At 69.9% G+C, this 20057-nt stretch carries 18 protein-coding genes; 9 read left to right on the forward strand and 9 right to left on the reverse strand.

What is annotated here, in order from left to right:
* The first annotated feature begins 183 nt into the window (after positions 1–183).
* On the forward strand, positions 184–1659 hold the full coding sequence (locus tag AS857_RS23980; protein WP_058045332.1) for a CCA tRNA nucleotidyltransferase: 1476 nt from the start codon (positions 184–186) through the stop codon (positions 1657–1659).
* A 79-nt stretch (positions 1660–1738) separates the two neighbouring features.
* Here the strand turns inward: AS857_RS23980 and AS857_RS23985 are convergent, their stop codons facing one another.
* The 3 genes from AS857_RS23985 to AS857_RS23995 form a co-directional block, all read right to left on the reverse strand.
* Positions 1739–3013 carry an MFS transporter gene (locus AS857_RS23985; RefSeq protein WP_058045333.1) on the reverse strand — a complete coding sequence of 425 codons (1275 nt, stop codon included), beginning with the start codon at positions 3011–3013 and terminating at the stop codon, positions 1739–1741.
* An 84-nt stretch (positions 3014–3097) separates the two neighbouring features.
* A complete protein-coding gene (locus AS857_RS23990) occupies positions 3098–4180 on the reverse strand; it encodes an inositol-3-phosphate synthase (protein WP_058045334.1) in 1083 nt (360 codons plus the stop codon).
* A gap of 50 nt (positions 4181–4230) precedes the next feature.
* Positions 4231–4818: a PadR family transcriptional regulator gene (locus tag AS857_RS23995; protein ID WP_058045335.1), complete on the reverse strand. Its 588-nt coding sequence runs from the start codon at positions 4816–4818 to the stop codon at positions 4231–4233.
* Positions 4819–5229: 411 nt separating this feature from the next.
* Between AS857_RS23995 and AS857_RS24000 the strand changes: the two genes are divergently transcribed.
* Positions 5230–7857, forward strand: coding sequence for a transglycosylase domain-containing protein (locus tag AS857_RS24000; protein WP_058045336.1), 2628 nt, complete (start codon positions 5230–5232; stop codon positions 7855–7857).
* 121 nt (positions 7858–7978) lie between these two features.
* The gene (locus AS857_RS24005; protein ID WP_058045337.1) at positions 7979–9478 is read left to right on the forward strand and encodes a glycosyltransferase family 87 protein; all 1500 of its coding nucleotides are present in this window, start codon (positions 7979–7981) and stop codon (positions 9476–9478) included.
* A gap of 45 nt (positions 9479–9523) precedes the next feature.
* Here the strand turns inward: AS857_RS24005 and AS857_RS24010 are convergent, their stop codons facing one another.
* The 3 genes from AS857_RS24010 to AS857_RS24020 form a co-directional block, all read right to left on the reverse strand.
* A complete protein-coding gene (locus AS857_RS24010; protein WP_058045338.1) occupies positions 9524–10555 on the reverse strand; it encodes an alanine racemase in 1032 nt (343 codons plus the stop codon).
* 81 nt (positions 10556–10636) lie between these two features.
* The gene (locus tag AS857_RS24015; RefSeq protein WP_058045339.1) at positions 10637–11755 is read right to left on the reverse strand and encodes a lipid II:glycine glycyltransferase FemX; all 1119 of its coding nucleotides are present in this window, start codon (positions 11753–11755) and stop codon (positions 10637–10639) included.
* 125 nt (positions 11756–11880) lie between these two features.
* Positions 11881–12210: a hypothetical protein gene (locus tag AS857_RS24020; RefSeq protein WP_058045340.1), complete on the reverse strand. Its 330-nt coding sequence runs from the start codon at positions 12208–12210 to the stop codon at positions 11881–11883.
* Between the two features lie 279 nt (positions 12211–12489).
* Between AS857_RS24020 and rpsF the strand changes: the two genes are divergently transcribed.
* The 4 genes from rpsF (at position 12490) to rplI (ending at position 14183) form a co-directional block, all read left to right on the forward strand.
* Positions 12490–12780 (forward strand): 30S ribosomal protein S6, encoded by a 291-nt coding sequence (rpsF, locus tag AS857_RS24025; protein ID WP_058045341.1) that lies wholly within the window; start codon positions 12490–12492, stop codon positions 12778–12780.
* 81 nt (positions 12781–12861) lie between these two features.
* A complete protein-coding gene (locus AS857_RS24030) occupies positions 12862–13437 on the forward strand; it encodes a single-stranded DNA-binding protein (RefSeq protein WP_058045342.1) in 576 nt (191 codons plus the stop codon).
* Positions 13438–13481: 44 nt separating this feature from the next.
* A complete protein-coding gene (rpsR, locus tag AS857_RS24035) occupies positions 13482–13718 on the forward strand; it encodes a 30S ribosomal protein S18 (RefSeq protein WP_004950692.1) in 237 nt (78 codons plus the stop codon).
* Between the two features lie 18 nt (positions 13719–13736).
* Positions 13737–14183 carry a 50S ribosomal protein L9 gene (rplI, locus tag AS857_RS24040; protein ID WP_058045343.1) on the forward strand — a complete coding sequence of 149 codons (447 nt, stop codon included), beginning with the start codon at positions 13737–13739 and terminating at the stop codon, positions 14181–14183.
* A 148-nt stretch (positions 14184–14331) separates the two neighbouring features.
* Here the strand turns inward: rplI and AS857_RS24045 are convergent, their stop codons facing one another.
* Positions 14332–15669, reverse strand: a complete 1338-nt coding sequence (locus tag AS857_RS24045) for an MATE family efflux transporter (RefSeq protein WP_058045344.1) — start codon at positions 15667–15669, stop codon at positions 14332–14334.
* 470 nt (positions 15670–16139) lie between these two features.
* On the opposite strand from AS857_RS24045, the gene dnaB reads away from it, so the two are divergent.
* Positions 16140–17639, forward strand: coding sequence for a replicative DNA helicase (dnaB, locus tag AS857_RS24050; RefSeq protein WP_173864797.1), 1500 nt, complete (start codon positions 16140–16142; stop codon positions 17637–17639).
* Positions 17640–17682: 43 nt separating this feature from the next.
* Here dnaB and trxA read toward each other — a convergent pair whose 3' ends face one another.
* The gene (trxA, locus tag AS857_RS24055) at positions 17683–18042 is read right to left on the reverse strand and encodes a thioredoxin (RefSeq protein WP_058045345.1); all 360 of its coding nucleotides are present in this window, start codon (positions 18040–18042) and stop codon (positions 17683–17685) included.
* Positions 18039–18518: a MerR family transcriptional regulator gene (locus tag AS857_RS24060; protein WP_079110832.1), complete on the reverse strand. Its 480-nt coding sequence runs from the start codon at positions 18516–18518 to the stop codon at positions 18039–18041. The genes trxA and AS857_RS24060 overlap by 4 nt, the downstream gene beginning before the upstream one ends.
* An 89-nt stretch (positions 18519–18607) precedes the next feature.
* On the opposite strand from AS857_RS24060, the gene AS857_RS24065 reads away from it, so the two are divergent.
* Positions 18608–20008 (forward strand): serine hydrolase domain-containing protein, encoded by a 1401-nt coding sequence (locus tag AS857_RS24065; protein ID WP_058045346.1) that lies wholly within the window; start codon positions 18608–18610, stop codon positions 20006–20008.
* Positions 20009–20057: the final 49 nt, after the last annotated feature.

Genomic DNA, 20057 nt, shown 5'->3' on the forward strand with positions numbered 1-20057 from the left:
TCAGTGGTCGTCGGTTGTGCGTCCACGAATGGTAACGAGGCCCGCTGTGACGAAGTGCCGTGGACCGCTCCGCAAGATCGCACGGCCGGCCCGATGTCCCGGCTGCGACCGCTTTGCGTGGGGTGCGCCATGCGTCCGTAACCGGGAGGCCCTGCGGCGCGCGGCCACGTACCCTCTTCTGTTGTGCCGAATGCCAACAATGACAGCCTCACCCAGTCGTCGACCAACGAGCTGAGCCATGTGCAGCGCCGTGCCGTGAGCGAGCTCCTGAGGGTCTCCCCCGTGGCCGACGACCTCGCCCGCCGATTCCAGGAAGCCGGGTTCACGCTTGCTCTGGTCGGCGGATCCGTACGGGACGCGCTGCTCGGCCGGCTCGGCAACGACCTCGACTTCACCACGGACGCCCGCCCGCAGGACGTCCTGAAGATCGTCCGGCCCTGGGCGGACTCCGTCTGGGAGGTCGGCATCGCCTTCGGCACCGTGGGATGCCGCAAAGCCGACTTCGACATTGAAGTCACCACATACCGGTCGGAAGCCTATGACCGGACTTCCCGCAAGCCGGAGGTCTCCTACGGCGACTCGATCGAGCAGGACCTCGTCCGCCGCGACTTCACCGTCAACGCCATGGCCGTCGCGCTGCCGGAGAAGGAGTTCATCGACCCGCACAACGGCCTGGAGGACCTGGCCGCCCGGGTCCTGCGCACCCCCGGCACCCCGGAGGAGTCCTTCTCCGACGACCCGCTGCGCATGATGCGGGCCGCCCGCTTCGCCGCCCAGCTCGACTTCGAGGTCGCCCCCGAGGTCGTCACCGCGATGACGGAGATGTCCGGCCGGCTCGAGATCGTCTCGGCCGAGCGGGTCCGGGACGAGCTCAACAAGCTGATCCTCTCCGACCACCCGCGCAAGGGCCTGAAGCTCCTGGTCGACACCGGGCTCGCCGCGCTCGTCCTGCCCGAGCTGCCCGCCCTGCGCCTGGAGCGCGACGAGCACCACCGTCACAAGGACGTGTACGAGCACACGCTCATCGTCCTGGAGCAGGCCATCGCCCTGGAGGCCCCGCGCGACCAGCCCGGCGGCGGCCCCGACCTGGTGCTGCGCCTCGCGGCCCTGCTGCACGACATCGGCAAGCCGCGGACGCGCCGCTTCGAGAAGGACGGCCGGGTCTCCTTCCACCACCACGAGGTGGTGGGCGCCAAGATGACCAAGTCCCGGATGACCAAGCTCAAGTACTCCAACGAGCTGGTGAAGGACGTCTCCAAGCTCGTGGAGCTGCACCTGCGCTTCCACGGCTACGGCACCGGCGAGTGGACCGACTCCGCCGTCCGCCGGTACGTGCGCGACGCCGGGCCCCTGCTGGAGCGGCTCCACAAGCTGACCCGGTCCGACTGCACCACGCGCAACAAGCGCAAGGCCAACGCGCTCTCGCGGGCGTACGACGGCCTGGAGGATCGCATCGCCAAGTTGCAGGAGCAGGAGGAGCTGGACGCGATCCGGCCGGACCTGGACGGCAACCAGATCATGGAGATCCTGGGTGTGGGCCCGGGCCCGCAGATCGGCAAGGCGTACAAGCACATGCTGGAGCTGCGCCTGGAGAACGGCCCGATGAGCCATGACGAGGCGGTCGCCGCGCTCAAGGAGTGGTGGACGGCGCAGGGCTGACCCCCCGGTTTCACGTGAAACATGAAGCGGGGGCGGTGGGTGATTCACGGTTTCACGTGAAACAGCCCCCGCCCCCGCTTCATGCGTCCTCCCGGCTGCGGAAGCCCGCCAGGGCGACGGCGACGACGGCGTAGAGCGCGGCGATCGCTGACACCAGCAGGGCCGACCGGCCGTCGGGCGGCAGCATCAGGGCCGCCACTGCGGCCGCCCCCACGAAGGCGACGTTGAAGAGGACGTCGTAGAGCGAGAAGACCCGGCCCCGGAAGGCGTCGTCCACCGAGGACTGGACCACGGTGTCCGTGGCGATCTTGGCGCCCTGGGTGGTCAGGCCCAGGACGAAGGCGGCGATCAGCATGGGGACGCGCTCGAAGGGCAGGCCGAGCGCGGGTTCCAGCACCGCCGCGGCCGCGGCGCAGGCCACCATCCAGCCGAGCCTGCCCAGCCGGGAGACCGCCCAGGGGGTGATGACGGCCGCTGCGAAGAACCCCGCTCCCGAGATGGCGACGGCCAGCCCCAGCAGGGCCATCCCCTTGGACTCGCTGCTCGTCCACGCGTAGCGGCAGAGCATCAGCACGGTGACGGTCAGGGCGCCGTAGCAGAAGCGCATCATCGTCATGGCGCCGAGCGCGTAGGCGGCCGTGCGGCGCTCGGCGAGGTGGCGCAGCCCCGCGGCCATTCCCCGCGCGGTACCGGTCAGGGCCGCGCCCAGCCGGCGGGCCACCGGCGTGTCCGGCCCCAGCAGGCCGATGGGCATCCGCAGGGAGCACAGGGCGGCGGACAGGTAGAGCACCGCGCCGAGCAGGACGACCCAGGCGTCGGAGCCCGTCCCCTCGGGAGCGGCCACGCGTACGGCGAAGGCGAGGCCGCCGCCCACGGTGGCCGCCAGGGTCCCTGCGGTCGGGGAGAGGGAGTTGGCCATGACCAGCCGCTCACGGGAGTCGACCACCCGGGGCAGGGAGGCGGAGAGCCCGGCCAGCACGAAGCGGTTGACGGCGGTGACCGAAAGGGCGGAGGCGTAGAAGAGCCAGTCGGGGACGCGCGCGACGATGAGCAGGGCGGTCACGGTGGCCAGGGCGGCGCGCAGCAGGTTGCCGTGGAGCAGCACCTGGCGGCGGCGCCAGCGGTCCAGCAGCACTCCGGCGAAGGGGCCCAGCAGCGAGTACGGCAGCAGGAGCACGGCCATGGCCGAGGCGATGGCCGTGGGGGAGGCCTGCTTCTCCGGGGAGAAGACCACGTAGGCGGCGAGGGCGACCTGGTAGACGCCGTCCGCGGCCTGGGAGAGGAGCCTGACTGCCAGCAGGCGGCGGAAATCGCGAAGGCGGAGCAGGACGCGAAGATCACGCACAACGGGCATGGTCCACAGCCTCACACAACGCCCAGGTCCCCGGGCGGACGACCCGGGGACCTGTGGCGGAGGGAGGCGAAAGAAGCGGAACGCTTAGCGCTCGACCTCGCCCTTGATGAACTTCTCGACGTTCTCGCGGGCCTCGTCGTCGAAGTACTGCACCGGCGGCGACTTCATGAAGTACGAGGAGGCGGAGAGGATCGGGCCGCCGATGCCGCGGTCCTTGGCGATCTTCGCGGCGCGGACGGCGTCGATGATGACACCGGCCGAGTTCGGGGAGTCCCAGACCTCGAGCTTGTACTCCAGGTTCAGCGGGACGTCGCCGAAGGCGCGGCCCTCGAGGCGCACGTACGCCCACTTGCGGTCGTCCAGCCAGGCCACGTAGTCCGAGGGGCCGATGTGGACGTTCTTCTCGCCCATCTCGCGGTCGGGGATCTGCGAGGTGACGGCCTGCGTCTTGGAGATCTTCTTGGACTCGAGGCGCTCGCGCTCGAGCATGTTCTTGAAGTCCATGTTGCCGCCGACGTTCAGCTGCATCGTGCGGTCCAGGATGACGCCCCGGTCCTCGAACAGCTTGGCCATCACGCGGTGCGTGATGGTGGCGCCGACCTGCGACTTGATGTCGTCACCGACGATCGGGACACCGGCCTCGGTGAACTTGTCCGCCCACTCCTTGGTGCCGGCGATGAAGACCGGGAGGGCGTTGACGAAGGCGACCTTGGCGTCGATGGCGCACTGCGCGTAGAACTTCGCGGCGGCCTCGGAGCCCACGGGGAGGTAGCAGACGAGAACGTCGACCTGCTTGTCCTTGAGGACCTGGACGACGTCGACGGGAGCCTCGGCGGACTCCTCGATGGTCTCGCGGTAGTACTTGCCCAGACCGTCGAGGGTGTGGCCGCGCTGGACGGTGACGCCGCTGTTCGGCACGTCGCAGATCTTGATGGTGTTGTTCTCGCTGGCGCCGATGGCGTCGGCGAGGTCGAGACCGACCTTCTTCGCGTCGACGTCGAAGGCGGCCACGAACTCCACATCACGGACGTGGTAGTCGCCGAACTGCACGTGCATCAGACCCGGCACGCGGCCGTTCGGGTCGGCGTCCTTGTAGTACTCGACGCCCTGCACCAGCGAGGCGGCGCAGTTGCCCACGCCGACGATGGCTACGCGAACCGAACCCATTCCGGTTGCTCCCTGTTAGTACTCGACGAAGCCCTGCAGGAGTGCAGGGCTCACTGGTCCGGACCGGTGCGCTTGTCACGCCCGGCCCGCTCGCTCTCGATCAGCTCGTTCAGCCAGCGGACCTCGCGCTCCACGGACTCCATGCCGTGGCGCTGAAGCTCGAGGGTGTAGTCGTCCAGCCGCTCGCGGGTGCGGGCGAGGGAGGCGCGCATCTTTTCGAGGCGCTCCTCCAGACGGCTGCGGCGGCCTTCCAGCACGCGCATCCGTACGTCCCGCGAGGTCTGCCCGAAGAACGCGAAGCGGGCGGCGAAGTGTTCGTCCTCCCACGCGTCCGGGCCGGTGTGGGCGAGCAGCTCCTCGAAGTGCTCCTTGCCCTCTGCCGTCAGGCGGTAGACAATCTTCGCCCGTCGTCCGGCCAGGGACGCCGCACGGGCGTCCTCCGGAGCGCTCCCGGGCTCCTCGACCAGCCAGCCGTTCGCCACGAGGGCCTTCAGGCAGGGGTAGAGGGTGCCGTAGCTGAACGCACGGAACACCCCGAGCGAGGTGTTCAAGCGTTTCCGCAGCTCGTAGCCGTGCATCGGGGACTCGCGGAGCAGGCCGAGGACGGCGAACTCGAGGATGCCGGAGCGTCTGCTCATGTTTCGCCTCCTTGTCGCACACAGCCTAGTCCTTGTGATCCCTAGTCCCTATTGGTCCCTTATGCCGACTCCGAGCCGACCCTTATGCCGAGCTGATGTATCGACTCGATACATCCAGACGATAGAACGCACCCTTGGATGCGACAAGAGGGGGCACGGTGAACGAGGTCACATCACCGATTCGTGGGACACAAGCGGCCTGATTTGGAGTGAACATCCGCAGTAGGAGCGATTTGGCCGTGCGTAGTCTGTGCGCCATGCAGACCAGCGGGAACCGAGTGACGACGACAGGCGTCCTCGTCCCGTATGCAATGCGCCCGGTTGCCTCAGGCAGCCGTTCAGCGCATCGGGGGGAACGCAAGCCACCTGCCGCTTCCAGGCGATAGCGCCTGCCCGAGGAGTAGTCGTTCGATGAGCGAGCACCGCCGCAAGCCGCCGCCACAGCCTCAGGGTGGCGGACGAGCCGCGGCCAGGCGCGCGGCACAGCAGCCGGGTTCCGGCCGCCGCGCCGCGCCGACCAGCAGTTCCGCCGCGCGATCCGGTCGCGGCGAGACCGACCGGCACGGCAGCCGTGCCGAAGGCCGCCGTGCGACCCAGCGCGGCCCCGCGGCCGGCGGGCGCAGACGCGGCGGGGATCCCGGAGGAGGTTCCGGCGGGCGGCGCCCGGGCAAAAAGCGCTTCATCGACTATCCCCGGGCGGGCAAGGACGGCGCCAAGCGCTGGCTGCCCTCCTGGAAGCTGGTCCTCGGGACGGCTTTCACCTTCATCGGCCTGATCTTCGGCACCGTGGGCATCGCCCTGGCCGTGGTCCAGGTGCCGTCCGCCCAGCGGACCGCCCAGGTGCAGAAGAACGTCTACTACTGGGCCGACGGCAAGCAGATGGTGGTCGCGGGCGGTGGTGCGCTCAACCGCCAGATCGTGCCGATCTCCAAGATCCCCCTGTCGATGCAGAGGGCGGTGATCTCGGCCGAGAACGCCAGCTTCTACAAGGACTGGGGCGTCGACCCGATGGGCATCGCGCGCGCCGTCGTGAAGATGGCGCAGGGCGGGGAGACCCAGAGCGGTTCGACCATCACGCAGCAGTTCGTGAAGAACACGTACCTGAGCCAGGAGCAGACGCTCAAGCGCAAGGCCACCGAGCTGCTGATCTCCATAAAGGTGGGTGCCACCAAGGACAAGGACGAGATCCTCGCGGGGTACCTCAACACCGCCTATTACGGGCGAGGGGCCTACGGGATCCAGGCCGCGGCACGCGCTTACTACGACAAGGACTGCAAGGACCTCACGCCGAGCGAGAGCGCGTTCCTCGCCGCCACGCTCAACGGCCCCAACCTGTACGACCCGTACGGCGGCCAGGGCCCGGCGGCCACCGCGGAGAAGAACACCAAGCGGGCCACCGACCGCTGGAAGTGGACCCTGGACCGCGAGGTCGAGACGGGCAACATGAAGGCGACCGACCGCGACATGTGGGTCGGCAAGGGCTTCCCGACCCCCCAGAAGCCCAAGCCCGCGACGAACCGCGCCGGTCAGATCGGCTACCTCACCGACCTCGCCGACAACTACGTCGTCGCCCACTCCGGCATCAGCAAGACCCAGCTGGACCGCGGCGGCTACCAGATCTACACGACCTTCGACCGGGACAAGGTCGGCGCCCTGGCGAAGTCGGTCGAGGACGTCCGCAAGGCGAACATCAAGCCGGACGTGCGGGAGCGCGACAAGTTCGTGCAGTTCGGCGGGGCCTCCGTCGACCCCAGGACCGGCAAGATCGTCGCCATCTACGGCGGCGAGAACGCGCTGGAGCACTACACCAACAACGCCGACTACACCGGTGTGCAGGTGGGCTCGACCTTCAAGCCCTTCGTGCTCGCCGCGGCCATGTCGCACGGCAAGCGCAACCCGGCCCTGGGCCGGCAGCAGAGCGACAGCCAGCGCACGCTCGTCTCTCCCGACAGCATCTACAACGGCAACAACAAGGTGACGCTGCGGGAGTACAACGGCAAGATCTGGCACGACAACGACGGCAGCGAGTGGCACCAGAAGAACGACGGTGAAGAGGACAAGGGCCTCGTCACCCTGCGCACCGCCATGCAGTACTCGGTGAACACCCCCTTCATCCAGCTCGGCATGGACGTCGGCACGGACCTGGTCAAGGAGGCCGCCCTGCGGGCCGGCCTGGACAAGGACCAGCTCTCCGCCACCACGCCCACCTTCTCGCTCGGCACATCGGCGCCCAGCGCGATCCGGCTGGCCGGTTCCTACGCCACCTTCGCCGCCAGCGGCAAGCAGATCGACCCGTACTCGGTCGAGAAGGTCGAGCGGGACGGCAGGGCGGTCTACGCGCACGAGATGAAGTCGGACACCGCGTTCTCGCCGAACGTGGCGAACAACGTCACCGACGTCCTCAAGACCGTCGTGGAGGAGGGCACGGGCACCTCGGCCAAGCTCGCCGGCGGCCGTCCGGCCGCGGGCAAGACGGGTACGACGGACGAGAACCGCTCCGCCTGGTTCGCGGGCTACACCCCGCAGCTGTCCACGGCGATCGGCATGTACCGGGTCGACCCCAACGCCAAGAAGCAGGAGTTCCTGTCGATGCGCGGCGTGGGCGGCAAGGAGACCATCCACGGTGCGTCGTTCCCGGCGGAGATCTGGGCCGACTACATGAACGCCGCGCTCAAGGGCCAGCCGATCGAGCAGTTCGAGCCGGCGCAGCCGCTCGGCGAGAAGATCTTCGGTGACGGCGCCAGCCCCTCCCCCAGCGCTCCCCCCTCCGCGCCCCCGTCGCCGTCCGCTTCCCCGTCCGGTACGCCGTCGAAGTCCGCCTCGCCGAGCCCGTCGGCGAGCCGTTCCTGCTCGGTGTTCGACTTCCGCTGCAAGCACGGTGGGAGCAACGGCGGGAAGGACGGCGGGAAGGACGGTGGCACCACCGGTGGTCCCGGTGGCGGACCGGCCGGCGGTTCCGGCGGGCCGGGCGAGTCGCCGTCGCCGGACGCCAGCAGGCGCCCCGGAGGCGGCGGCCTCTTCGGTGGCATGAACGGCTGACCGGCCCGGACCCACGAGTCCGGCATCCTGCTCAGAGGGCCGTCCCGCGTTCGCGTGAGACGGCCCTCCGAGTTATCCACAGGGTCCGGCAGTGCACAGGCACGTACGGCAGGATGGCCCCATGAGGAGCGCGCGGGACGACGACCGGCAGGTGCGGCCCACCGATGAGGACGAGGTGGCGGCCGCAGGAAGCGAGCTCATCGGCGGGCCCGCCGGCAAGCGGGCGGTGCCCGGTGGGGGCTGGTGGACGCCGGTCCGTGTGATCGTGCTGGTGGCGATCGGGATGTTCGCCCTCGGCATGGTCCAGAAGCTCCCCTGCTACCAGTACGGGTGGTTCTTCGGCGCCACCACGCAGTACACCCACGCCTGCTATTCCGACATCCCGCACCTCTACAGCGGCCGTGGCTTCGACGCGGGCCTGATCCCGTACTTCGACCGCATCCCCCAGGCCGTCTCCGGCGGCATGGACTATCTGGAATATCCGGTCCTCACCGGCCTGTTCATGCAGATCGCCGCCTGGCTCACCCCCGGCGGCGGCACCATCCAGCACCGCGAGCAGATCAACTGGCTGGTCAACGCCGGCATGCTGATGGCCTGCACCGCCGTGATCGCCCTCTGCTCGGCCCGTACGCACCGGCGCCGGCCCTGGGACGCCCTGCTGATCGCCCTCGCGCCGGCCTTCGCCCTGACGGCCACCGTCAACTGGGACCTGTTCGCCGTCGCCCTCACCGCCGCGGCGATGCTGATGTGGGCCCGCGGCAGGACGGTGCCCGCGGGCGTCCTCATCGGCCTGGCAGCCGCGGCGAAGCTCTATCCGCTGCTGCTCCTCGGCCCGCTCTTCGTGCTGTGCCTGCGGGCCGGGCGCATGAAGGCCTTCGTCGTGACCACCGCGTCCGCCGTGGCCGCCTGGCTGGTGGTGAACCTCCCGGTGATGCTCACGCACGACGCCGCCGGCTTCCACATCCGCGAGGGCTGGGCGAAGTTCTACACCTTCAGCCAGGAGCGCCCGATCGACTTCGGCTCGATCTGGCTGCTGATCTCCCAGCGGACGGGCAATCCCCTGGACGACGCCAATACGTACGTGAGCCTGCTGATGATCCTGGGCTGCCTGGCCCTGGTGGCCCTCGGCCTCTACGCCCCCAGGCGCCCGCGCTTCGCCCAGCTGGCCTTCCTCGTGGTGGCGCTCTTCATCCTCACCAACAAGGTCTATTCACCGCAGTACGTGCTCTGGCTCATCCCGCTCGCCGTGCTGGCGCGCCCCAAGTGGCGCGACTTCCTGATCTGGCAGGCCTGCGAGGTGCTGTACTTCCTCGGCATCTGGTCCTACCTCGCCTACACGGGCAGCGGCGACAAACACCAGGGCCTGCCCACGGAGGGCTATCAACTGGCCATCGCCCTGCACCTGCTGGGCACGCTGTACCTGTGCGCGGTCGTCGTGCGCGACATCCTCATGCCCGAGCGGGACGTCGTCCGCCGGGACGGCTCCGACGACCCCTCCGGCGGCATCCTCGACGGGGCCCCGGACGTCGTCGCGCTGGGCTCCGCGCACACGCCGACGTACGCGGAGCGGTCCGTGGGCGCGAGCGTGCGCTGGGGGACCGGCAGCCGCCCGCCGGCGTAGGGGGGGCGGCCGCCCGGGCCCGTCGACCCGAAGGGAGGGGGTGGGTCAGTGGTCGACGAGACGGTCGAACGTCGTGGTGGTGTGCCGCAGCTTGGCCACCATCTCATCGCCGACCTGGGGGGTCGGCATGTCGTTCGGCACGAAGAGGATCGACACCTGCATGTGCGGGGGCTCCGCGAACCACAGCTGCTTGTCGGCCCAGTAGAAGGGCGACTGGTTGCGGTTCATGGTGGCGAGGCCCGCCCGGGCGACGCCCTTGGCCCGCGGCATCATGCCGTGCAGCGCCTTCGGCGCCTCCAGGCCCACGCCGTGCGAGGTGCCGCCCGCCACGACGACGAGGTGGCCGTCGGCGCCGACCTTCTGCTGGCGGTAGCCGAAGCGGTCGCCCTTGGACACGGGCGTCACGTCCAGGACCGCACCCTTGTAGTGGGTGGCGCCGTGGTCGCCGAGCCACAGCCGGGTGCCGATGCGGGCGCGGAAGCGGGTGTGCGGGTACTGCTGCTGCAGCCGCGCGAGTTCCTCGGACTTCAGGTGGCTGACGAACATGGTGTGCAGCGGCAGGCGTGCGTTGCGCAGCCGCTCCATCCACTCGGAGATCTCCTGGACGGCGTCCGAGCCGTCCGTGCGGTCCAGCGGCAGGTGGATGGCGAAGCCCTCCAGGCGCACGTCCTCTATGGCCGCGTGCAGCTTGGGCAGGTCCTCCTCGCTGATGCCGTGCCGCTTCATGGTGCTCATGACCTCGACGACGACGCGCGCGCCCACCAGGCCGCGCACCCCCTCGACCGAGGAGACGGACCGGATGGCCCGGTCCGGCAGCGGCACGGGCTCCTCGCCCAGCCGGAAGGGGGTGAGCACCAGCAGGTCACCGCTGAAGTAGTCCTTGATCCGGGCCGCTTCGTAGGTGGTGCCCACGGCGAGGACGTCCGAGCCGAAGCGTGCCGCCTCGTCGGCCAGCCGCTCGTTGCCGAAGCCGTATCCATTGCCCTTGCACACCGGGATGATGCCCGGGAACTGCTGGACGATGGTTTGCTGGTGCGCCCGCCAGCGCGCGGTGTCGACGTAGAGCGTGAGCGCCATGGCCCGTCCCGGAACCTTTCCCTGTGCCTGCTGGATGCTGTGCTTGCTGAACGCGCGGGATCGCACGACCCCGGGAGAACGTCAGCGGCGCGACATGTACATGTCGAGGGCCTTGTGGAGCAGCTTGTTGAGCGGGAAGTCCCACTCGCCGAGGTACTCCGCGGCCTGGCCGCCCGTGCCGACCTTGAACTGGATGAGGCCGAAGAGGTGGTCGCTCTCGTCCAGGGAGTCGCCGATGCCGCGCAGGTCGTAGACGGTCGCGCCCAGCGCGTAGGCGTCGCGCAGCATCCGCCACTGCATGGCGTTGGAGGGGCGGACCTCGCGCTTGTGGTTGGCGGAGGCGCCGTACGAGTACCAGACGTGCCCGCCGACGATCAGCATCGTCGCGGCCGCGACGGCCTCGCCCTCGTGCACCGCGAAGTACAGCCGCATGCGGTTGGGGTCCTCGGTGTTGAGGGCCGTCCACATGCGCTGGAAGTAGCTCAGCGGCCGCGGGCGGAACTTGTCGCGCTCCGCGGTGATCTCGTACAGGTGCTGCCAGGTGGGCAGGTCCTCGTAGCCGCCCTGGACCACCTCGACGCCGGCCTTCTCGGCCTTCTTGATGTTGCGGCGCCACAGCTGGTTGAAGTTCTTGTGGACGTCCTCGAGCGAGCGGTTCGCCAGGGGCACCTGGAAGACGTACCGCGGCTGGACGTCACCGAAGCCGGCGCCGCCGTCCTCGCCCTGCTGCCAGCCCATCCGGCGCAGCTGGTCGGCGACCTCGAAGGCGCGCGGCTCGATGAAGGTCGCCTCGACGTCGCGCAGGCGCTTGACGTCCGGGTCGGAGATGCCGGACTTGATCGCGTTGGCGTCCCAGCGCCGGATGACGACCGGCGGGCCCATCTTCACGGAGAAGGCGCCCTGCTGCTTGAGGTGGGCGAGCATGGGCTGCAGCCAGTCGGCGAGGTTCGGCGAGAACCAGTTGATCACCGGGCCCTCGGGCAGATAGGCCAGGTAGCGCTTGATCTTGGGCAGCTGGCGGTAGAGCACCATGCCCGCGCCGACCATCTGCCCGGTCTTGTCGAACCAGCCCAGGCTCTCCGAGCGCCACTCCGCCTTGACATCGGCCCACGCCGGCACCTGCATGTGACTGGCCGCGGGCAGGCTCTGGATATATGCCAGATGCTGCTCTCGGCTGATTGTCCTCAGGGTCAGACTCATGCGGGGCGCTCCTCGGCAGGTGTGTCCCCATGGTCGGGGCTCCGGCTCTCGCGGCGAAGCCTACTGCGACAGGGACGCACACCGTTGGGGCGCCCGTTCGGGTGTACGGCCGGGTGGGCCCCGCGCTATCCGATCACACCCCCGAAGAGACCCCCGTGGGCCATGCCCAGGAAGAAGCCGAAGGCGGACGCTCCCAGTCCGATGATCAGCAGGAAGCGCTCGCCCGTCGTGGCCGAGATGTACTGGCCGTACGCACCGGTGAGGATGCCCACCAGCCCGCTCCACGAGCTGAGCAGGTGCAGGTTGTTGAAGGCCGAGGAAACGAAGGCGAGCACTCCGAGCACCAGCGTCACGGCGACGAAGGTGTTCTCGAGCGGATGCGGCTTTCCGTCGCTGTTGAGCACGGCATTGATCAAAGAACGGGGGCCGCGGGACTGGCGCACTGCCTGTGTCATGGGGCTACCTCCTCCTGAAGGCGACCGGCGCATTGTTGCGCCGGTCACATCCGGTGCGTACAGATTGCGGGTCCGCGCGGCCGGATTTCAACCGGAAGCCGGAGTGCGGGTACTCTGTACGGTCTGCACCGGTGTCTGCCCAGACCAGCTTCGGTCCTCTGGGGCAACCCAGGGACTTTCCGCTGATTGTCAGTGTCGGCCGATACCGTTGTTCACGCATCACGACCCTCCTGCCACGGAACGACCGTGGCCGCTGAGTCCAAAGGAGGTGGGTTCCACATGCGTCACTACGAGGTGATGGTCATCCTCGACCCCGATCTCGAGGAGCGCGCTGTCTCCCCGCTGATCGAGAACTTCCTCTCCGTCGTCCGTGAGGGCAACGGAAAGGTCGAGAAGGTCGACACCTGGGGCCGTCGTCGTCTCTCGTACGAGATCAAGAAGAAGCCCGAGGGCATCTACTCGGTCATCGACCTGCAGGCCACGCCTGCGGTCGTCAAGGAGCTCGACCGCCAGATGAACCTGAACGAGTCGGTCCTCCGGACCAAGGTCCTCCGTCCCGAGACCCACTGAACCCCAGCGGTTCAGAGGTAATCGGGCTGTAGCTCAACGAGTAGCAAGCAGCCAGCAGCACACCCGCCGAGAGGTTCACCCATGGCAGGCGAGACCGTCATCACGGTCGTCGGCAATCTCGTCGACGACCCCGAGCTGCGCTTCACCCCGTCCGGTGCGGCGGTCGCGAAGTTCCGCGTCGCGTCCACTCCCCGCACCTTCGACCGCCAGACCAACGAGTGGAAGGACGGCGAGAGCCTCTTCCTCACGTGCTCGGTGTGGCGTCAGGCGGCGGAGAACGTCGCCGAGTCGCTCCAGCGCGGCATGCGCGTCATCGTGCAGGGCCGTCTGAAGCAGCGGTCCTACGAGGACCGCGAGGGCGTCAAGCGCACGGTCTACGAGCTCGACGTCGAAGAGGTCGGCGCCAGCCTGAAGAACGCCACGGCGAAGGTCACCAAGACCGCGGGTCGCGGTGGCCAGGGTGGCTACGGCGGTGGCCAGCAGCAGGGCGGCTGGAGCGGTGGCTCCGGCGGTCAGCAGCAGGGCGGCGGCGGTGCTCCCGCCGACGACCCCTGGGCCACCAGCGCGCCGTCCGGCGGCCAGCAGGGCGGCGGCGGAGGCGGCTGGGGCGGCGGCCCCGGCAACTCCGGCGGCTACTCGGACGAGCCGCCCTTCTAAGGGCGAGCAGCACACAAACTTCTTGATCACACAGGAGAGAAACGATGGCGAAGCCCCCGCCGCGCAAGCCTAAGAAGAAGGTCTGCGCTTTCTGCAAGGACAAGACCGCTTACGTGGACTACAAGGACACGAACATGCTGCGGAAGTTCATTTCCGACCGCGGCAAGATCCGTGCCCGTCGCGTGACCGGCAACTGCACCCAGCACCAGCGTGACGTCGCCACGGCCGTGAAGAACAGCCGTGAGATGGCGCTGCTGCCCTACACCTCGTCCGCGCGATAAGGGAAGGGTGACCAACTAATGAAGATCATCCTCACCCACGAGGTCTCCGGCCTCGGCACCGCCGGTGACGTCGTCGACGTCAAGGACGGCTACGCCCGCAACTACCTGGTCCCGCGCGGTTTCGCGATCCGCTGGACCAAGGGTGGCGAGCAGGACGTCGCTCAGATCCGCCGCGGTCGCAAGATCCGCGAGATCGCCACGATCGAGCAGGCCAACGAGGTCAAGGGTCAGCTGGAGGGCCTCAAGGTCCGCCTGGCCACCCGCTCCGGCGAGGCCGGCCGTCTGTTCGGCTCCGTGACCCAGGCCGACGTCGCTGCGGCGATCAAGGCTGCCGGTGGTCCGGCCGTCGACAAGCGCCGCGTCGAGGTGGGCTCGCCCATCAAGACCCTGGGCGCCCACCAGGTCTCCGTGCGTCTGCACGCCGACGTCGTTGCCAAGCTCGGCATCGAGGTCGTCGCTGCCTGATCACCCACCGGTGATCGGTAGAGCCTGAAGGAGGGCCGTACCCCTGTGGGGGTGCGGCCCTCCTGCCGTTCGCGGCCTCCAAGCGTTCGCATCGGCCTTCTTCGCATCCTCTTCCGGGGTGCGTGCCTTCATCCGGGGATACGTTTCTTCAGCGGGTCGCCCCGGTGACGATCCAGCGCCCCGACCGCGCCCGCATCCACAGGGTCGCCATCCGGGCCGCCATCATCAGCGTCATCGCCCACCACAGGGCCGTCAGACCGCCTCCGAAGGCAGGGACGAGCAGGGCCGCAGGGGCGAAGACGGCGAGGACCAGCAGCATGGCCCAGGCGAGGTAGGTGCCGTCCCCGGCCCCCATCAGCACCCCGTCCAGGACGAAGACCACGCCTGCGACGGGCTGGGAGAGGGCCACCACCAGCAGGGCCGGCAGCAGCGTGTCCCGTACGGCGCCGTCGGAGGTGAACAGGGGGATGAACAGCGGCCGGGAGGCCACCACCAGCACCCCCAGCACCGCACCCGAGACGACGCCCCACTGCACCATGCGCCGGCAGGCGGCGCGGGCGCCCTCCGCATCGCCCGCGCCCAGATAGCGTCCGATGATCGCCTGTCCGGCGATGGCTATGGCGTCCAGCGCGAAGGCCAGCAGGGTCCACAGCGTGAGCACGATCTGGTGGGCGGCGATCTGGGCGTCGCCGAGCCGGGCCGCCACGGCCGTGGCGATCATGAGGACGGCGCGCAGCGAGAGCGTACGGACCAGGAGCGGCACGCCGGCCTGGGCACAGGCCCGGATGCCCGCCGCGTCGGGCCGAAGGGAGGCGCCGTGGCGCCGGGCGCCCCGGAGGACCACGGCGAGGTACGCGGCGGTCATGGCCCACTGGGCGATGACCGTGCCCCAGGCGGAGCCGGCGATGCCGAGGCCCGCGCCGTAGACGAGCCCGGCGTTCAGGGCGGCGTTGAGGGCGAAGCCCCCGATGGCCACGGCCAGCGGCGTGCGGGTGTCCTGCAGGCCGCGCAGGACGCCGGTGGCGGCGAGGACGATCAGCATGGCGGGGATGCCGAGGGCGCTGATCCGCAGGTACGTCGTGGCGTACGGAGCGGCGGTCGGGGAGGCGCCGAAGAGCTCGACGACCGCGGGGGCGGTGGGCAGGACGGCCGCCACGAGGGCTGCGCCGAGGAGCGCGGCGAGCCATATGCCGTCCATGCCCTGGCGTATCGCGGCCCGCAGGTCGCCCGCGCCCACGCGCCGGGAGACCGCCGCGGTGGTGGCGTAGGCGAGGAAGACGAAGACGCTGACGGCCGTGGTGAGCAGGGCGGCGGCTATGCCGAGCCCCGCGAGCTGCGGGGTGCCGAGGTGGCCGACGATGGCGCTGTCGGCCATGAGGAAGAGGGGCTCCGCGACGAGTGCGCCGAAGGCGGGCACGGCCAGCGCGACGATCTCGCGGTCGTGCCGGCGGGCGGTGGCGGGGGCGCGCTCGGGAGCCTGGGTCATCCCTCCAACCTAATCTTCCACAGGTAATCGGTGCAACTATCATGGGACCCTTACATTGGGCGGCTCGGTCCGATCTTCTCTGCGCCGTTTGTCGTGATCTCCGGCGGACGGGGAAAGTTTTTCTCCTCAACAGCCGGTGGATGGCGAAACCGCAGGTCAGGGGCGTGAGTCCGGGGAGGCTGTGTGTTTGTCCACAGCGGTTTCCCCCGCCTCGTGCACAGGATCCAGGGACTTCTCCACAGGATGGGGCCCGTCATCCACACGGCCTGTGGATAACCAGATTGGCTGACGGTGCCCGCGGGCCTACCGTGGACCGGCGGCCGACGCCTGTTCCGGCCCCGACGGACCTGACGGGACCGCCCTGAACTCGACGCGCCGGAACCGGAGTCGGGCGGGCTGTTTGTCAGAGCCGTGCCGTAAGAAAGAACAGCACGGCAAGGTCCGCTCCGCGGACGGGAGGAGGTGGCGGGATGAGCATCCCCGAGCCCATGGACGACCCCTGGGCGGATGCAGGTCCCGGCGACCGCCTCCCCGTATCCCGTCCCCGCCGCGGCGACGGCCCCTCCCGCGGCGAGCGCCACGACCGCGGCGCGGAGGACGGCTCCTGGTCGCAGGGCGGCGGACAGGGCCAGCAGGGCGCCGCCGCCTTCGAGCGCGTGCCCCCCCAGGACCTGGACGCCGAGCAGTCCGTCCTCGGCGGCATGCTGCTGTCCAAGGACGCCATCGCCGACGTCGTCGAGGTCCTCAAGGGCCACGACTTCTACCGCCCGGCGCACGAGACGATCTACCAGGCCATCCTCGACCTCTACGCCAAGGGCGAGCCGGCCGACCCGATCACCGTCGCCGCCGAGCTCACCAAGCGCGGCGAGATCACCCGCGTCGGCGGCGCGCCCTACCTGCACTCCCTGGTCCAGACGGTCCCCACCGCGGCCAACGCCGAGTACTACGCCGAGATCGTCCACGAGCGCGCCGTGCTGCGCCGTCTCGTCGAGGCCGGCACGCGCATCACCCAGATGGGATACGCCGCAGACGGCGACGTCGACGACATCGTCAACAAGGCCCAGGCCGAGGTCTACGCCGTCACCGAGCAGCGCACCAGCGAGGACTACCTCCCCCTGGGCGACATCATGGAGGGCGCGCTCGACGAGATCGAGGCGATCGGCTCGCGCAGCGGCGAGATGACCGGCGTCCCGACGGGCTTCACCGACCTGGACTCCCTGACGAACGGCCTGCACCCCGGCCAGATGATCGTCATCGCGGCCCGTCCCGCCATGGGTAAGTCCACCCTCGCGCTGGACTTCGCCCGCGCCTGCTCGATCAAGCACAACATGCCGAGCGTGATCTTCTCGCTCGAAATGGGCCGCAACGAGATCGCGATGCGCCTGCTGTCCGCCGAGGCGCGCGTGGCCCTGCACCACATGCGCTCCGGCTCGATGACCGACGAGGACTGGACGCGCCTCGCCCGCCGGATGCCCGACGTCTCCGCCGCCCCGCTCTTCATCGACGACTCCCCGAACCTGTCGATGATGGAGATCCGCGCCAAGTGCCGCCGCCTGAAGCAGCGCAGCGGCATCAAGCTCGTGATCATCGACTATCTGCAGCTGATGCAGGCCGGCGGCGCCAAGCGTGCCGAGAGCCGCCAGCAGGAGGTGTCGGACATGTCCCGAAACCTCAAGCTGCTGGCCAAGGAGCTGGAGCTGCCGGTCATCGCGCTCTCGCAGCTGAACCGTGGCCCCGAGCAGCGCACGGACAAGAAGCCGATGGTCTCCGACCTGCGTGAATCCGGCTCCATCGAGCAGGACGCCGACATGGTCATCCTGCTCCACCGCGAGGACGCCTACGAGAAGGAGTCGCCCCGCGCGGGCGAGGCGGACATCATCGTCGGCAAGCACCGTAACGGCCCGACGGCCACGATCACGGTGGCCTTCCAGGGCCACTACTCCCGCTTCGTGGACATGGCGCAGACCTGACCGGTCCGGGGTGTGCCCTGGCCGGTCGCCGGGTTCCGGTCGGTCAGCCCAGGAGGCCGTCGAGGTCGCGGAGCAGGCGGGCCTTGGAGCGGGCGCCCACGAGGGACGTCACCGGCTCGCCCGCGCGGAAGAGCATCAGGGTCGGCATGGACAGGACCCCGTAGGCGGCCTGCGTCTGCGGATTGGCGTCCACGTCGAGCGCGACGATCTTGAGTCGTCCGGCTTCCTGCTCTGCCAGGTCGGCGAGTACGGGCGCGATCATGCGGCAGGGCGGGCACCAGTCGGCGGTGAACTCGACGAGCACCGGGAGCTGCTCGTCGAGGACTTCGGCGGCGAAGGTGGCGTCGGTGACGCTGGTGACGGCTGTGGCTGCGGCCGTGTCCGCGGCTGTGGAGCTGCTCATGGTGTCTCAGGGTTCCCTTCGAAGGGTGGCGCTTCCGGTGGTGCCGGCGGTGCCGGTGGTGCCGGCGGTTCCGGACAGGTGAACGCGCACAGCGGCGGCGGTCCGCCGGGGACATCGGCCGCGGCCTCCAGTTCGGCGCGCGCGAGCTGGGCGCCCACCCCGGCCCGGATCCGCTGCAGGTGGTCGATGCAGTCGTCCAGCTCCGCGAGCTTGCGGCGGTAGACGTCGAGGGAGGCCGGGCAGGAGTCCCCGGCCGGGTGGCCGGCCCGCAGGCAGTCCACGAACGGACGGGTCTCCTCCAGCCCGAAGCCGAAGTCCTGCAGCGTGCGGATCTGCTGGAGCAGCCGCAGGTCGCCGTCGTCGTAGGTGCGGTAGCCGTTGCCGCTGCGGCGGGCGGGCAGGAGCCCGAGCTCCTCGTAGTGCCGCAGGGTACGAGTGGTGGTGCCCGCCTGCCGGGCCAGTTCCCCGATGCGCATGGCCACGACCGTAAACCTTCACGTGGACGTGAAAGCCAGTGCGGCGAAATGCCGGTGCCAGTGCGTCGCGCCCTGGCTAGGGTGCGGTCATGATCGATGTCTCGTACAACGACGCCGGGCTGCTGCCCGCCACCCGCCGTGCTCTGCTCCACCGCCTCGCCACCGGTCAGTCCGAGGGGCGCGCGCCCTCCATGGTGGGGGCGGTGATGCGGGAGGGGAACCTGGTGTGGAGCTCCGGCCGCGGCGAACTGCCCGCAGGGGCGCGGTCCGAGGACGTCCAGTACCGCATCGGTTCGATCACCAAGACCTTCGTCGCCGTGCTGGTGATGCGGCTGCGCGACGAGGGGCTGCTGAAGCTGGACGACAGGCTCGGCACGTACCTCGACACCCCGGCGGGCGGCGACGCGACCATCGCCCAGCTCCTGTCGCACACCGCGGGGCTCACGGCGGAGGCGCGCGGGCCGTGGTGGGAGCGCACGGACGGCGAGCTGCGCCCCGGGCTCGACGACATCTTCGGCGACCGCCCCCAGCGCCACACCCCCGGGCGGCTGCACCACTACTCCAACCCCGGCTACGCGCTGCTCGGCGCCCTGGTCGAGCGGATCCGCGGGGAGAGCTGGTACGACGTGCTGCGCCGCGAGGTGCTCGCGCCGCTCGGCATGGAGCGCACGACCCTCGCGCCCGCCGCGCCCCACGCGGACGGCTGGGCCGTGCACCCCTGGGCGGACGTCCTCCTCCCGGAGCCCGCGGTGGACACCGGGCGGATGGCACCCGCCGGCCAGCTCTGGTCCACGACCGCCGACCTGTGCCGCTTCGCGGCGTTCCTGACGGACGGGGACGAGCGGGTGCTGTCCGCGGCGACGCTCGCCGAGATGCGGACGCCGGAGGGCGGCTCGCAGGCGCCGGGGCAGTCCGGCTACGGACTCGGCCTGCAGGTGATCCAGCTGGACGGCCGGACGCTCGTGGGCCACATGGGCACCATGCCGGGCTTCGTGGCGATGCTGGTGACGAGCCCGCAGGACGGGATCGCGGGCGTCGTCCTGGCCAACCGCACCTCCTGTTTCGAGGTCTGGGGCGTCGCGGCGGACCTGCTGACGACGGTCGCCGAGCTCGAACCGCGGATTCCCGCGCCCTGGAGCCCGCTCTCCGAGGTGAAGGACGAGCACCTGGAGCTGACGGGCTCCTGGTACTGGGGTGCGGCGCCGTTCACGCTGCGGCTGTGCGCCGGCGGGGCGCTGGAGCTGTCGCCGCTGGGTTCGGGCGGGCGCGCCTCGCACTTCCGCCCGGAGGAGGACGGCACCTGGACGGGGCTCAACGACTACTACGCGGGGGAGACGCTGACCGCGGTCCGGACGGCGGAGGGCGCGGTCAGCCACCTCGACCTCGGCACGTTCGTCTTCACCCGTGAGCCCTACGGGGCGGGGGGCGCGGTGCCGGGAGGCGTGGACGCGGACGGCTGGCGGACGGCTGAAGGCACCCGCACCCGCTGAGGCCCCGGCCACGGCCCCGACCAAGGCCTCCGTCATGAGCACATGAGTA

This window comes from Streptomyces roseifaciens, from assembly GCF_001445655.1.
GTDB lineage: Bacteria > Actinomycetota > Actinomycetes > Streptomycetales > Streptomycetaceae > Streptomyces > Streptomyces aureoversilis.